The sequence below is a fragment of the Streptomyces solicavernae genome (assembly GCF_029968095.1).
Lineage (GTDB): Bacteria > Actinomycetota > Actinomycetes > Streptomycetales > Streptomycetaceae > Streptomyces > Streptomyces solicavernae.
Genome location: NZ_JASCIR010000002.1, coordinates 164,100 through 178,458, shown reverse-complemented (window position 1 = coordinate 178,458; position 14,359 = coordinate 164,100). Strand labels below are relative to the sequence as shown.

Genomic DNA, 14,359 nt, shown 5'->3' with positions numbered 1-14,359 from the left:
TTGGGCCTCTTCTTAGCTTCATGGCGCATCTGTCGTCTGTCGTCATGAGGTCCTCACCCCCGGTGAGGAGGAGGAGACAGCCCGTGCGCCGACGTTTCTGGGGAACCACGGTCGTCCTTGGACTCCTTGCCGGAGTCGCACCAGTCGCCCACGCCACGGCGGCCGAGCCAAGACACAAGCCGCTCCCCCTGGAGCGGCTCTTCGACAACCGGGCGGTCAGCAGCGACGACCGCCCCGCCGCCGCGGACTTCGACGGCTCGGGCGCCTCGCTCTCCGCCCAGGACCTGACCGCCGCCGGCTGGACGCCCGGCCGCACCGTCGGCGTCGACTCGGCCCGCCTGCGGATGCCCCGCACACAGCCCGGCGAGCCCGACAACGTCACGGCGGACGGCCAGTCCGTGGCCGTGCGCGGCCGCGGTGACGCCCTCGCCTTCCTGGTCGCGGGCACCGGCGGCGACGCGAGCGGCACCGGCACCGTGCGCTACCGCGACGGCTCTCGCGACAGCTACCGCCTCACCGCCCCCGACTGGCGTTCCGGCCCCCTCGCCACCAAGTCCGTGGCGCTGCCGCACATCAACACCCCGCAGGGCCAGCGCACCGAGACCGCCCGCCTGTACGTCGTCACCGTCCCCCTCGACCGCGGCCGCGAGGTCGCCGCGGTCCGCCTGCCCGAGGACCGGGGCCCCGACCTGCACGTCTTCGCCCTGTCCGTACGGCCCGCGGCCACCGGCTGGACGGGCACCTGGTCCGCGTCCACCGCGGGCTACACCGCCGTCGGGCCCTGGGTCGACCGCACGCTGCGGCTGGTCGTGCACTCCTCCGTGGGCGGGCCCCGGGTGCGGATCCGGCTCGACAACACGTTCGCGCGTACGCCGGTACGGATCGGCAGCGCCACGGTCGCCGTGCAGCGCTCGGGGGCCGAGCCGCGGCAGGCGCCCGTACCGCTGGAGTTCAAGGGCTCGTCCGGCGCCGAGATCCCGGCCGGGGCACAGGTGTTCAGCGATCCGGTCGACTTCGACGTGCCCGCCGACAGCAATCTGCTCGTGAGCTTCCACCTGCCGGGGGCGGTCACGGCGGCGCCCGTGCACAGCCAGGCCATCCAGCGCTCCTACCTGAGCACCGCCGGAGACCACAGCGGCGACAGCGCACCCGGCGCCTACACCTCGACGATCACCACCTGGCCGTTCCTCACCGGCGTCGACGTCGGCGGCGGCCCCGGGTCCGTCGTGATGCTCGGCGACTCCATCACGGACGGCGTGAAGTCCACGCAGAACGCCAACCTGCGCTGGCCCGATGTGCTCGCCCGCCGGATCCTCGCCCAGGACGACATCCCGCACTACGGCGTGATCAACCACGGGATCTCGGCGAACCGTGTGGTCTCGGACCGTTATCCGGGCGACGGGATCTCCACCGACACCGGCGGCGTCAGCGCCCTGCACCGGCTCGACCGGGACGTGCTCGCCCAGACCTCGGCCCGCACCGTGGTCGTCTTCGAAGGCATCAACGACGTGCGGTGGGGCGCCAGTTCGGGTGAGGTGATCGCCGGCCTGGAGGAGATCGCGGAACGGGCGCGGGCGCGCGGCCTGCGCGTGGTCGCCGCGACGATCGCGCCCTGCGAGGGCGAGAGGCTCTGCTCGGCCCCGGGTGTCGACGCCCAGCGGGTGGCCGTCAACACCTGGATCCGCACCAGCGGCACCTACGACGCGGTTTTGGACTTCGACGCCGTCCTGCGCGACCCGGACCGTCCGGCCCGCATCCTTCCCGCGTACGACAGCGGCGACCATCTGCACCCGGGCGACGCGGGCCTCACCGCGCTCGCGGAGTCCATCGACCTGAAGGCGCTTGCGGGCTGAGGCGGTTGCGGGCCGAGGCGGATTCCAGGACGAGGCGGATTGCAGGCCGAGGCGGTTGCGGGGCCCGGACACGGCCGGGCCCCGCGGCGGCGGCTCGCTACACGTCCAGGTCCACGACCACCGGCGCATGGTCCGACGCGCCCTTGCCCTTGCGCTCCTCGCGGTCCACGTACGCGTCGGAGACGGCCTTGGCGAACGGGTCGTTGCCGTACACGAGGTCGATGCGCATGCCGCGGTTCTTCGGGAAGCCGAGCTGGCGGTAGTCCCAGTACGTGAACGGGACGTCGTACTTCAGCGGGCGCGGCACCACGTCGTTCAGGCCCGCCTCGCGCAGGGCGGCCAGGGCGGCGCGCTCGGCGGGGGTGACGTGCGTGGCGCCGTCGAAGAGGCTGATGTCCCAGACGTCGTCGTCAGTGGGCGCGACGTTGTAGTCCCCCATCACCGCGAACGGGCGGGAGCCCGCGGCGTCCCCGGCGACGGCGGCCTTCAGGGCCTCGAACCACTGCAGCTTGTAGGCGTAGTGCGGGTGCTCGGGCTCGCGGCCGTTCGGCACGTACACCGACCAGACGCGGACTCCGCCGCAGGTCGCGGAGACGGCCCGGGGCTCTTCCACGCCCTCGTACCCCGGGTCGCCCGGCAGCCCCTTGACCACGTCCTCAAGGCCGACGCGGGAGACCACCGCCACGCCGTTCCACCGGCCGGTGGCGTTGACCGCCGATGCGTAGCCCAGCTCGCGCAGCTCGTCCGCGGGGAACTGCTCGGCTGCGCACTTGGCCTCCTGGACGCACAGCACGTCCGTGCCGCTGTTCTCCAGCCAGGCCAGGAGGCGGGGCAGCCGGGCGGTGATCGAGTTGACGTTCCAAGTCGCGATGCGCATGTCTCACAACCTACCGGGCGGGTACGACAACCGGCTCCGGCCTCGGGGACGAGCGAGCTCAGAGCTCCGTGCCGTCGCCCGACGCGAACCGGGCGTGCTCGGCGCCGCCCAGGTTCGCGATGTGGGTGTCGTAGATCGGCCGGGCCAGGTCGTTGAGGAGCGCGTCGTGGATGTCGAAGGCCCGCTGCGGCTTGACCTCGCGGACGTACTCGATGACCTCGGAGACCTTGTTCCAGGGCGCCATCACCGGCACCAGCAGCGTCTGGACGGGCTGCTCGGGCACGGTCAGCGCGTCACCCGGGTGGAAGACGGCGGTAGCGCCCGGGTCGACGAGGAAGCCGACGTTGGTGACCCGCGGCAGGTCCGGGTGGATCACCGCGTGCAGCTCGCCGTGCACCTGGACGTCGAACCCGGCGGCCGTGAACGTGTCGCCGTGCCCGACCGTGTGCACCCGCCCCGGGAAGGCGGCCGCGATCTTCTCGGCGACCGCGCGCAGCGTCCAGATCTCGGCGGCGGGGTTCGCGTCGAGGGCGGTGCGCAGGTGGTTCTCGTCGAAGTGGTCGGGGTGCTCGTGGGTGACCAGGACCGCATCGGCGCCGAGCGTCGCGTCCTGTTCGCTGAAGCCGCCCGGGTCGATGACGAGGGTGCGGTCGTCCTTCTCCAGGCGGACGCAGGCGTGCGACTTCTTGGTCAGCTTCATGTGTGCCATGGGACCATCCTGCCGCCGGGACCATCCTGCCGCCGGTTCAGCCCTCCGGCGTGGTCTCCTCGCGGATGACCGGCTGGGCGACCTTGAAGGCGGCGTTCGCCGCGGGCGCGCCGCAGTAGACGGCGGCCTGCAGGAAGACCTCCTTGATCTCGCTGGGCGTGAGGCCGTTGCGCAGCGCGGCCCGGACGTGGAACACCAGCTCCTCGTGGTGGCCGCCGGCGATCATCGCGGTCAGCGTGACGCAGCTGCGCATCCGCCGGTCGAGGCCGGGCCTGGCCCAGACCTCGCCCCAGACGTACCGGGTGATCAGGTCCTGGAAGTCGCCGGAGAACTCGTCGGCGGCGGCGAGCGCGGTGTCCACGTGCGCGTCACCGAGGACCTCGCGGCGGACCTTCAGACCGCTGTCGTACGGGTCGGGACGGCCCGCCGGAACCGTCTCGTCCGCCTCGGCCGGGGCGATCTCGGCCACCGGGGCGGTCGGCATCGGCGGCGCGAGGACCGGCTTGGGCGGGGTCGCGGAGATCGCCGAGTGCTGCTCGGTCCAGGCGGTGGAGAAGTGGCGTACGAGCAGGTCGGTGACGGCGGCGGGCTGCTCGACGGGGGCCAGGTGGGAGGCGCCGGGCACGACGGCGAGCCGGGCGTCCGGTATGCCGGCGACGAGCGTACGGGCCTCGGCGGGGCCGGTGACCTGGTCCTCGGAGCCGACCAGGACGAGGGTGGGCACGCCGATGCGGCCGAGCCCCGCCTTGATGTCGAAGGCGGCGAGCGCCTCGCAGGCGGCGATGTAGCAGCCGGGGTCGGTGGTGCGGACCATCTGCACGGCCCACTCGGTGATCGCGGGCTGGCTGGCGGCGAAGCCGGGCGTGAACCAGCGCTCCGGGGACGTACGGGCGACCGGGTCCAGGCCGTTCGTACGGACTATCACGCCGCGCTGCCGGAACTCGTCGGCGGTGCCGAACCGGGGCGAGGCGGCGATCAGCGCGAGGGAGGCGACACGCTGGGGGTGGCGCAGGGCGAGGTCGGCGCCGATGGCGCCGCCGAGGGCGCAGCCCGCGTAGCCGAAGCGCTGCACTCCGAGCTCGTCGAGGGTGGCGAGCACCCGGTCGGCGAGCTGACCGACACTGTCGGCCGCGCGCGCGGGCGCGCCGCCGTGCCCGGGCAGGTCGAACCGGAACACACGCCAGGTCTTCGCCAGCTCCGGAACCTGGCGGTCCCACATGTGCCATGTGGTACCCAGTGAGGGACCCAGGACCAGGACGGGCGCGTCTTCTGGCCCGTCAAAGCGGTATTGCAGGCTGCTCTTCGGTGTCTCACTCACCCGCCTGACCCTCTCATCTGTCACGACCGCCCCTATGCGCGGGGTCCTTGCTGTAGCTGTCCGACCAGGTGGAAGACGTTGCGGGCCGCCCCATTTTTCATGCAACGGGCGCTTTCACGCCGGGTCTTGTCCCCCTTGATCCGGCGCCCATAGTAGTCGGGGCGCGGGGGGGTCGGCTGGCGGGTGCGGGAAAGGCGAAGCGAGGCAGCACGACATCGGCCTGCCGGCCGTCGTCGCGGTTCAGGCGACGGAATTGCCGGCGGGCTTGGGGATGGCGCCACGGGGGACCATATGAAGCGGCGACGACACTTCATCGCCGAGCCGTTCTGAACTTGATCGAACTAGCTGAGCCTGTACCCCTTTCCCCTAACTAACCCTCCAACGACGTGTCACTGTGCTGCCGGTGCCGAGCCACGTCAGGCGGTCAGGTACGTGAGAAAGCCGGAGTGGTCGACAGGCCCCCGGGTCTGCACGGTGTGGTTGGGGTGGTTCGAGTTGGCGATGGTGAACTGCCGCAGCGGTCCGAAGTGCGCCTCGATCGGGTTGGCCCACGAGGCGTAGGTCGGGGTGAAGCACAACTCGACCTTGTGCTTCTTCGCCCAGCGGCGGATGTCGGCGCCCTTGTGGGCGGACAGGTTGTCCAGGATGACGTAGATCGGGGCGCCGTCCGGGCGGGCGGCGCGGATCGACTTCAGTGCGGCCAGCGTGTTCGCGGCGCCCTTCTTGCGGCGGTTGACGCCCCACAGGGTGTCGTCGCCGATGGAGTAGCAGCCGTGGAAGTACCGGACTCCGTGGTGCGGTGGTAGGTGGCAGGGAGCCGGTCAGGGTGTCGCTCATCAGCCCAGCAGCTGCCGCCGGTGGGCCGGATCCCGAGCGGGCCGAACTCGTCGAAGGCAAACACCCGGTCCGGAAAGCGGTCCAGTACCTCCTCGATCCGGTCCAGCTTCGCCTCGCGGTCCGGGTCGGGGGATTCCTTCCATGTCTTGGTGCGCTGGAAGGTGACACCGCGGCGGGCGAGCAGGCCGCGTAACGCCTCGCGACTGATGCGGATCACCCGGCCATGGACTTTCCGCAGGTAGGCGACGAGTTTGCGCAGCGACCAGCGGGTGAAGGGCTGGCCGAGCTTGGTGGGGCGGGTGGTGGCCGTCGCCACGACGAAGTCCTCGTCGTCAGGGCTGAGTCGGCGGGGACGGCCTCCCGCCCATTGAGGGTCCAGGCAGGCCAGGCCGATCTCGTTGAACCGGTGGATCACATCGCGCACGGTGTCCTCGTCGGCCTGCACCAGCTGGGCGATCACCGGCACGCGGTTCCCGCCGGCGGAGGCCAGCAGCATCATCGCGCGCCGGTAGCGCACCGAACTCGTGCTGCCACGGCGCACGATCTGCTGCAGCTTCTGCCCCTCCTGATCGGTCAGTCTGCGCACACGGACAGGCTCGGCCACCGCGCCTCCAGCGGTCGGATCGGACGTCACCGCACATCCAACCGCCACGACCACCAACCCGGCGAACCTATGCGGTCAGAGCACTAGCGACCGCCGCCTCGCCCACTGGACTGGGGCGGGGGTGCTGGCGCGGACCAACGAAGACAAATTGCCACGGCTGCACACCCGATACGGGAAGGCCACTCACGGTTCACTCCCCGCCGTTGACGAGTTCACGGAACCGGATGAGGGCTCCCGGCGTGTTCACGCCATTTCTGGACACAGGGAGCTCGCCGAACCTCCCAACGCCAGGGGAAGCATCAACAACTCCCCGCATCTGCTGGCACGTTCAAGCCAGATCTCTGGGTCCTGAGTCGTTCCGTTCGCCCCTTAATCGAGGATCATCTCGACGCTTCGTTCACAGCTGCCACACAAGGGGTGCATGGTGCGCACACGAACTCGAAGACCTGTCCTCGCCTTGCTGGTTCTGGCTCTCCTAGCCACCGCCGGCGTCGTCCCCGACCGCGCCCTACCAGATAGCCCCTCGGCACCGTCCGCGGTTCAGCAGGCCCAGGCCCGTACGGCGGCCGACCTGCCAAAGCCACCCAGGGCCATGACTCTGGCTGAGCGGCGCAAGCAGGTGAAGCAGTCCCGGGATGAGCTCTCGCCCATGCGGGATTTCATCGAGCCGCGTGGAAAGAAGCCGCGGGGCAAGCCGCATGCCCGACCGAAGAAGCTCCCGAAGCAGGGCCCCGCTGCCGAGCAGCAAGTGAACTCCCTGACAGCTGCGGCCACTTCTGACCCCGCCTGGGTGACGGCCTACGCCACTGCCTACCCGGACTACCTGTCGATCGGCGGACAACTGAAGTTCTCCTCCGGCACAGCGTCGTCGTACTCCGGTCTGTGGATGTACGTCCAGGACGAGGGCGGCAACATCGTCTACGACAAGGAAATCAGCAAGGCGACCGGTGACCCGGCCGGGAAGTTTCTGGAGAACGGAGCCTGGTGCTACGGCTGGTGGGGCAGCAGCTCTTATCCAGCCGACCAGTGCTTCTGGTGGAGCACGAACAAGCTCGGCGGTCACCTTCAGGACGGCAAGAAGTACTACGCCTGGATGTTCCTCAAGGGCTCGGACGGTAGCTGGAGTTCGAACGGCACCACCTCCCCGCTGGTGGAGGCGTTCTACACCCCGAACATCCCAGGGGCCCAGGCGGGCATCTGCACCTGCTACGCGCAGGCCCACCGGGCCGACCCAGTCAACACGGCCACCGGCATGTTCTTCGAGCAGCTCACCGACGCCCAACTGACAGGTGTCGGCAAGCAGGTGGCCCTGGAGCGCACGTACCGCTCCGACTCCACCACGACGGGACTGCTCGGGCGTGGCTGGGCCACGCCGTTCGACGCGAAGCTGACGATCACCACCGGCAAGGTCACCTACAAGGCCGACGACGGCGCCAAGTTCGTCTTCACCGAGGCGAGCGACGGAACGTACACCGCGCCGGCCGGATCGGCCACCAAGCTCGTCAAAGGCACCAGCACGTACACCGTCACCAGCCCGGACCACACCAAGCGCACGTTCAACAGCACCGGCCAGCTGACGTCGGTCGTCGACAAGGCGGTGCAGGGGCTGACGCTGACGTACACGTCCGGCAAGCTGTCGTCCGTCAAGGACGCGGCGGGGCGCAACACCAGCTTCACCCTGAACGCTGACGGCCTGGTCACCAAAGTGAGCCTCCCGGACGCCACTTCGGTCTCCTACGCCTACACCGACGGGCTGCTGACCACCGTCACCGACCCGGCCGGCAAGGTCTCCACCTACGCCTACGACGCCAGCAAGCGGCTGTCTTCGTACACCGACCCGGCGGGCGGCAGGGTCAGCAACACCTACGACTCCTCCGGCCGCATCACCTCCCAGACGGACCAGAACGGCAAGCTCACCAAGTTCACTTGGGACGGCAGCCGCGAGTCGCACATGACCGCCCCGGACGGCGGGATGTGGACCGACATCTACTCCGGCAACGTGCTGCTCGAGAGCATCGACCCGTACGGCAAGAAGGTCTCTTACAGCTACGACCGCCGCCTCCGGCCTGCCGACATCACCGACCAGCGCGGCAACACCACATCCATGACGTACGACAGCGCCGGACGCATGCTCACGCGCAGCGCTCCGTCGTCGCTGGGCTACTCGGAGAGCTGGACCTACGACAGCGCGGGCAACATCCTCAGCCACACGGACGGCCGCGGCAACAAGACGTCGTACACGTACAACACGTCCAACCAACTGATATCCACCACCGATCCGCTCGGCGGCAAGACCTCATACACGTACACCGCGCTCGGCGCCCTGGCGACCGTGACGACACCACGCGGCAAGACCACGACGTACGGCTACGACGCGGCCGGCAACCGAACCTCGGTCACCACCCCGCTCGGTGAGAAGGCGACATTCACCTACGACGACGCGGGCCGCATCGCTTCCAAGACCGACCCCCGCGGCAACGTCACCGGCGCCGACCCGCTCGCCTACACCACGAAGTACACCTACGACGGCCGCGGCCTGCTCAGCACCGCCACCGACCCGCTGGGCCGCACCACCACCTACGGCTACAACGGCGCCGAGCAGCTGACATCAGCCAAGGATCCGGCCGGCAACACAACCACTTACGGATACGACGACGCCGGGAACCTCACCAAGACCACCGACCCAACGGGCAAGTCCGTCACCCGCACCTACGACAGTGGTGGCCGCCTCACCTCCGAGACCGATCCGCTGGGCAGCAAGACGACGTACACGTACGACAAGGTCGGCCGCCTGCTGACCACCGTTTCCGCGCGCGGCAACGTCACCGGCGCCGACCCGGCCGCTTACACCACGAGCTACGCCTACGACGCCGCAGGCAACCGCACCAAGGCCACCGGCCCCACCGGCGCGGCCGTCACCACCACCTACGACGCCGTGAACCGGCCGATCAAGGTCACCGACCCGCTGGGCAACGCGACCAACTACACCTACGACACCGTCGACAACGTCACCAAGGTCACCGACGCCCTCGGCAAGAGCACCTCGTCGGTCTACGACAAGAACAACCGGCTGACCAGCACCACCAACCAGCTCAGCAAGACCACCAGCTACGCCTACGACGCCGACGGCAACCTGCTCAGCCGCACCTCTCCCCTCGGCAACAAGGAAAGCTGGACCTACGACGGCGACGGCCGCCAAGCCACCGCCGTCGACCCGCGCGGCAACGTCACCGGAGCCGACCCCGCCCAGTTCACCACCGCCAACGACTACGACGCAGCCGGCAACCTCATCACCGTCACCGACCCGCTCGGCGGCGTGACCAGCACCGCGTACGACGCGGCCGGCAACGTCACCAAACGCACCGACGCCGACAAGCGCACCACCACCTACGACTACGACAACCTCGACCGACTCACCACCGTCACAGCCGCCGACGGCGCAAAGACCGCCTACGAGTACGACCCGGCCGGCAACGTCACCACACGCACCGACGCCAACAACCACGTCACGACGTACGCCTACGACGCGGCCCGCCAACTCACCACGGTCACCGACCCGCTCAGCCGCGTGACCTCGTACGCCTACGACGCCGAGGGCAACGCCACCAAAAAGACCACGCCTCGCGGCTCGACCAGCTACACGTTCGACCCGCGCGGGCTGCTCACCAAGGTCGACTACTCGGACACGACCCCTGACGTGTCCCTCGCCTACGACGCCGCAGGCCGGATGACTTCCCGGGCCAACTCGAAGATCTCCGAGGACTTCGTCTACGACGCGGTCGGCAACCTCACCAAGACCCGCGGCTTCGCCTACACCTACGATGCCGCCGGTCAGATGCTCACCCGCAAATACTCCGACGGCAACACCATCGGCTACGCCTACGACAACGATGGCCGCACGTCGTCCATGACCGCCGACGGAGTCACCACCAACTACACCTGGGACGCCGCGGGCAACCTGACCCGAACCGCCCTGCCCAACTCCGAAACCGAGGACCGCTCCTACGACCGGGCCGGCCGACTGACCGCTGTCACCTCAGCCAAGTTCGGCTCCACCGTCACCAGGACGGCACAAACCCTGTCCGCCGCCGGGCTGCCCACCCACGTCGACGTCACGCGTGCCAGTGTCGGCACTGGCGGCTACGACCTGACCTACGACGCGGCAGGCCGCCTCACGTCCGGCTGCTACCGCAGCCTTGGGTCACCGGCTGCGCGTCCAGCCGCACCACCTCCTACACCTACGACAAGGTCGGCAACCGCCTGACCTCTGCGCTCGGCGCCACCGAGACCAACTACACCTACGACGCCGCCGACCAGCTGACCTCGGCCACCACCGGCACCACGACCACCGCCTACGACTACGACAGCGAGGGCAACCAGACCAAAGCGGGCGCCGACACCTTCACCTACGACCTGGCCGGCCAGATCTCCGCGGCCACAGTCGCGGGCATCAGTTACGCCTACGACCACGATGCCAGCGGCAACCAGGTGACCACGAGCAAGGACGGCACGGTCACCAACCGCACCCAGTGGGACCCGAACGCCCCGCTCCCTATCCTGGCCACTGAATACGACAGTGCCTGGACGATCAAGCAGTCCTACCGCTACGACCCGTTGGGGCATCCCACCGCGACCAAGACCGGCTCAGGCGGCCTCTTCTACTACCACCACGACACCCAGGGCTCCCCGGTCGACGTCACGAGCAGCACCGGCACGCTCCACCAGCGATGGGCCTACGACCCGTACGGCACCCGACTGCTGAACACGGTCACCAGTGGCGCGCCCACGAACACACCATCCTTCACCGGTGCACGCTACGAAACCACGACAGGCAACCTGGACCTTCACGCCCGCCAATACAACACCGCAAGCGGGCGCTTCACCCGCCCCGATCCCGCGACTCGCGACCGGTCAACGCCAGGTGTCTCGGCGTACGCATACGCCGACAACGTCCCCTCGCTGCTTACCGACCCCAGTGGACTGACACCTGTGCCGGGCGACGACAACGGCAATGGAAAGGTCGACAGCGTTGGCGAAGGGCTGAAGATCTTCGGCAACGGATTCCTTCAAGGACTGAAGCTCCCCTTCGACTTCGTCGGCGATGCCTACGACGCTGTCACTGGACAGAACGGCGGCGCTGGGGCCTTCGTGGACAAGTACCTCCCCGTCCGACCCGGCTACCGCCTCTACCGTGCCGAGTACATGCTCCGCCAACAGGGCTGCGATGCGCTCGCAGACCTGTACGCCGATGCTGCCGACGAACTGGCAAAGCAGATCGCGGTCACAGGTCTTGCGGGCCTCACGGGGTGGCGACGGACAGCAGTCAACCCCGAAGCTCCCGCTGCAGGGGGCGTCGTCAGATTCCCTGGCATCAACGTGCCCGCCAAGGCGATCGTGACGCCCAAGCAGGTCTTCCGAGGCGATGCCCGGGACCCACAACTGATATTCAAGACAGGATTCCGAGTAAAGGCCGAGGATGGGAACCTGGACCTGAACGAGTACGGACGGAACAACACCCCCTCGGCTTGGGTTGGGACCAGTAAACGGGCCAGTCTCGCTGCCATGTTCCCCCAGAAGGCCAAGGGGACCACTTGGGTGTATGAGATCGACTCTCCCGGGGCGGGAATCGATGTGAACAAGGCCCTGGGGCTTGGCTATGTGTTCCGAGCTGAAAGGGAGATCGTTTTTCCTGGAGGCATCGACCCATCGAACATTGTGAGAGCTGTCCGCTGATAGTGGGGTAGGCCGACCAGCGAGGTCGTCGAGAATCCGGGGTACCGTCCATGAACAAGAAGACACGCGTCAGGGCGAAACTGAATCACGGTGGCGAACAGATCTGGACCGTCCGGTACTCGGACCAACCGCCCTGGCAGGTTCAGGCGGAGGCACCCGACGGCGCATCGTTCTCAGCTGCAGGCGATGACCTGTTCCGTGCCCTGCAGCAGGTTCGCCGGGACCTTGAGGCGAAAGGAACGATCCTGTGCTGCAACGGCGCTCGCTCCAACGCACACCCCTCACCCGCAGCGTCGGAACACGGCGCAGAGCTCGTCTACCTGGTTCCCGCGAGGAGACCGGCCTGTTCCCTCGATCTCGCACCTCTTCTTGCCCCTGCCCCGTCGAGGGTCGTCGTGTCCGTGAGTGAGCAGGAACGGCGATGGCAACGAATCCAGTCAACTCCGCTTGGCGCGCTCAGAATTGCCAACCCGATCGGTTGGTGGAAGAAGATCGACGAGGCAATCCTGGGCCTTCGGCAGTGGGTTCCCGTAGAGACTGAAAGCGGCTTCGTGGAGTGGCAGTCCTTCAGACCACGACGGGGAGGCCCCGGCTCCACGGCCCAGAGGCTGTGACATCTGACGGCGTGGGTTCAAATCCAACTGAGCCCACGCCGTCGGTCGGTTCCCACCTCACCGGCACTCGTCGAGACAATATCCATCCAGACCGGCGCTCTCAGCGCTGCATCCGTCCGCGCCTCCTTGGCGGAAGAGTTGCCGACAGCCGCATGCCGGGTGGGGCGGGCTGCGGAACGGAAGGAACCGATCATGGAAACGGACCGGCAGCCGGCCCAGGGCCCTCTGCGTTGTCTCGTCACCGGGGCCTCCGGGTACGTCGGCGGCCGTCTGGTGCCCGAGCTGGTGGAGGCCGGTCACCGGGTGCGGTGTCTGGCCCGCTCTCCGGGCAAGCTCCGCGATCATCCGTGGGCGGGGGACGCCGAGGTGGTGCGGGGCGATGTCACGGACGAGGACTCCGTGGCGGCGGCGATGAGGGGTGTGGACGTCGCGTACTACCTGGTGCACGCGCTCGGCTCCGGCGCAGGCTTCGAGGAGACCGACCGCCGCGCGGCCCGGGTCTTCGCCGAGCAGGCGCATGCCGCGGGTGTGCGGCGGATCGTCTACCTGGGCGGTCTCACACCCCGTGGCGTGCCCGAGGCAGAGCTGTCCCCGCACCTGCGTTCCCGCGCGGAGGTCGGCCGGATCTTCCTGGACGGTCCGGTGCCCGCCACCGTGCTGCGGGCCGCGGTGGTGATCGGCTCGGGGTCGGCGTCGTTCGAGATGCTGCGCTACCTGACCGAGCGGCTGCCGGTCATGGTCACGCCCAGTTGGGTGCACACCCGTACCCAGCCCATCGGCGTACGTGATGTCCTGCGCTACCTGGTCGGCTCCGCCACGATGCCGCAGGACGTGGACCGGGCCTTCGACATCGGCGGCCCGGACGTCCTCACCTACCGCCAGATGATGCGCAGATACGCGGATGTGGCGCGGCTGCGGAAGCGGCTCATCCTGCCGGTTCCGATGCTCACCCCGGGGCTGTCCAGCCACTGGGTCGGGCTCGTCACCCCGGTGCCCGCGTCCATCGCCCGGCCGCTGACGGAGTCACTGCGGCACGAGGTCGTCTGCCACGAACACGACATCGCGCGGTACGTGCCCGACCCGCCCGGCCGCCCGCTGCCGTTCGACGAGGCGCTGGCCCTGGCGCTGCGCCGGGTGCGCGAGGCGCAGGTCGCCACCCGCTGGTCCTCCGCCTCCGTACCGGGCGCGCCCAGCGACCCGCTGCCCACCGACCCGGACTGGGCGGGCGGCAGCCTCTACGAGGACGAACGGCACCTGCCCGTCGACGTGTCAACGGACGTGCTGTGGAAGGTGATCGAGGGGATCGGCGGCGACAACGGCTGGTACTCGCTGCCGCTCGCGTGGGCGGTCCGGGGCTGGCTCGACCGGTTCGTCGGAGGCGTGGGTCTGCGCCGTGGCCGCAGGGACGCCGAGCGGCTGCGGGTCGGCGACTCCCTGGACTTCTGGCGTGTCGAGGAGATCGAGCCAGGACATCTGCTGCGGCTCCGGGCGGAGATGCGGCTGCCCGGCCTGGCGTGGCTGGAGATGTACGCCGAGGTGGACGACACGGGCCGCACCCGCTACCGGCAGCGCGCCCTGTTCCACCCGCGCGGCCTGCTGGGTCACGCGTACTGGTGGTCCGTGTTCCCGTTCCACGCGGTCGTGTTCGGCGGCATGGCCCGCAACATCACGCAGGCCGCCGCCAAAGGCATGAGCGCACACCGGAACACGTCCCGCTCCGGTCCCGGCGGACCCGCGCACACCGGGAGGACGGAGCACACCGGGCAGACGGAGCACACCGGGCGGACGGAGCACCGGTGACCCGACCTGCACCG

At 69.2% G+C, this 14,359-nt stretch carries 6 protein-coding genes and 2 pseudogenes; 4 read left to right on the top strand and 4 right to left on the bottom strand.

Going from position 1 to position 14,359, the window contains the following annotated elements; genetic code table 11:
• Positions 1-44: 44 nt before the first annotated feature.
• Positions 45-1,853 (top strand): SGNH/GDSL hydrolase family protein, encoded by a 1,809-nt coding sequence (locus tag QIS99_RS03270; RefSeq protein WP_408909469.1) that lies wholly within the window; start codon positions 45-47, stop codon positions 1,851-1,853.
• A gap of 97 nt (positions 1,854-1,950) precedes the next feature.
• Here QIS99_RS03270 and QIS99_RS03265 read toward each other — a convergent pair whose 3' ends face one another.
• The 4 genes and pseudogenes from QIS99_RS03265 to QIS99_RS03250 form a co-directional block, all read right to left on the bottom strand.
• Positions 1,951-2,730: an exodeoxyribonuclease III gene (locus QIS99_RS03265; protein ID WP_282510185.1), complete on the bottom strand. Its 780-nt coding sequence runs from the start codon at positions 2,728-2,730 to the stop codon at positions 1,951-1,953.
• Positions 2,731-2,788: 58 nt separating this feature from the next.
• Entirely contained in the window at positions 2,789-3,430 is a 642-nt protein-coding gene (locus tag QIS99_RS03260) for an MBL fold metallo-hydrolase (protein WP_282510760.1), read from the bottom strand.
• A 46-nt stretch (positions 3,431-3,476) separates the two neighbouring features.
• Complete coding sequence (pcaDC, locus tag QIS99_RS03255; RefSeq protein ID WP_282510183.1) at positions 3,477-4,757, bottom strand: bifunctional 3-oxoadipate enol-lactonase/4-carboxymuconolactone decarboxylase PcaDC; 1,281 nt, start codon at positions 4,755-4,757, stop codon at positions 3,477-3,479.
• A gap of 461 nt (positions 4,758-5,218) precedes the next feature.
• Positions 5,219-6,198: pseudogene (locus QIS99_RS03250) on the bottom strand (IS630 family transposase); the annotation flags it as partial.
• Positions 6,199-6,790: 592 nt separating this feature from the next.
• On the opposite strand from QIS99_RS03250, the pseudogene QIS99_RS03245 reads away from it, so the two are divergent.
• The 3 genes and pseudogenes from QIS99_RS03245 (at position 6,791) to QIS99_RS03235 (ending at position 14,345) form a co-directional block, all read left to right on the top strand.
• Positions 6,791-11,931 (top strand): annotated as a pseudogene (locus tag QIS99_RS03245) (scabin-related ADP-ribosyltransferase).
• Positions 11,932-11,981: 50 nt separating this feature from the next.
• On the top strand, positions 11,982-12,545 hold the full coding sequence (locus QIS99_RS03240; protein ID WP_282510180.1) for a hypothetical protein: 564 nt from the start codon (positions 11,982-11,984) through the stop codon (positions 12,543-12,545).
• 192 nt (positions 12,546-12,737) lie between these two features.
• The gene (locus QIS99_RS03235; RefSeq protein ID WP_282510178.1) at positions 12,738-14,345 is read left to right on the top strand and encodes an SDR family oxidoreductase; all 1,608 of its coding nucleotides are present in this window, start codon (positions 12,738-12,740) and stop codon (positions 14,343-14,345) included.
• Positions 14,346-14,359: the final 14 nt, after the last annotated feature.

What these genes read in the sequence shown, in the direction of transcription:
- QIS99_RS03270 (WP_408909469.1), top strand. Translation starts at nt 45, where the DNA reads ATGAGGTCCTCACCCCCGGTGAGGAGGAGGAGACAGCCCGTGCGCCGA.
- QIS99_RS03265 (WP_282510185.1), bottom strand. Translation starts at nt 2,730, where the DNA reads ATGCGCATCGCGACTTGGAACGTCAACTCGATCACCGCCCGGCTGCCC.
- QIS99_RS03260 (WP_282510760.1), bottom strand. Translation starts at nt 3,430, where the DNA reads ATGAAGCTGACCAAGAAGTCGCACGCCTGCGTCCGCCTGGAGAAGGAC.
- QIS99_RS03240 (WP_282510180.1), top strand. Translation starts at nt 11,982, where the DNA reads ATGAACAAGAAGACACGCGTCAGGGCGAAACTGAATCACGGTGGCGAA.
- QIS99_RS03235 (WP_282510178.1), top strand. Translation starts at nt 12,738, where the DNA reads ATGGAAACGGACCGGCAGCCGGCCCAGGGCCCTCTGCGTTGTCTCGTC.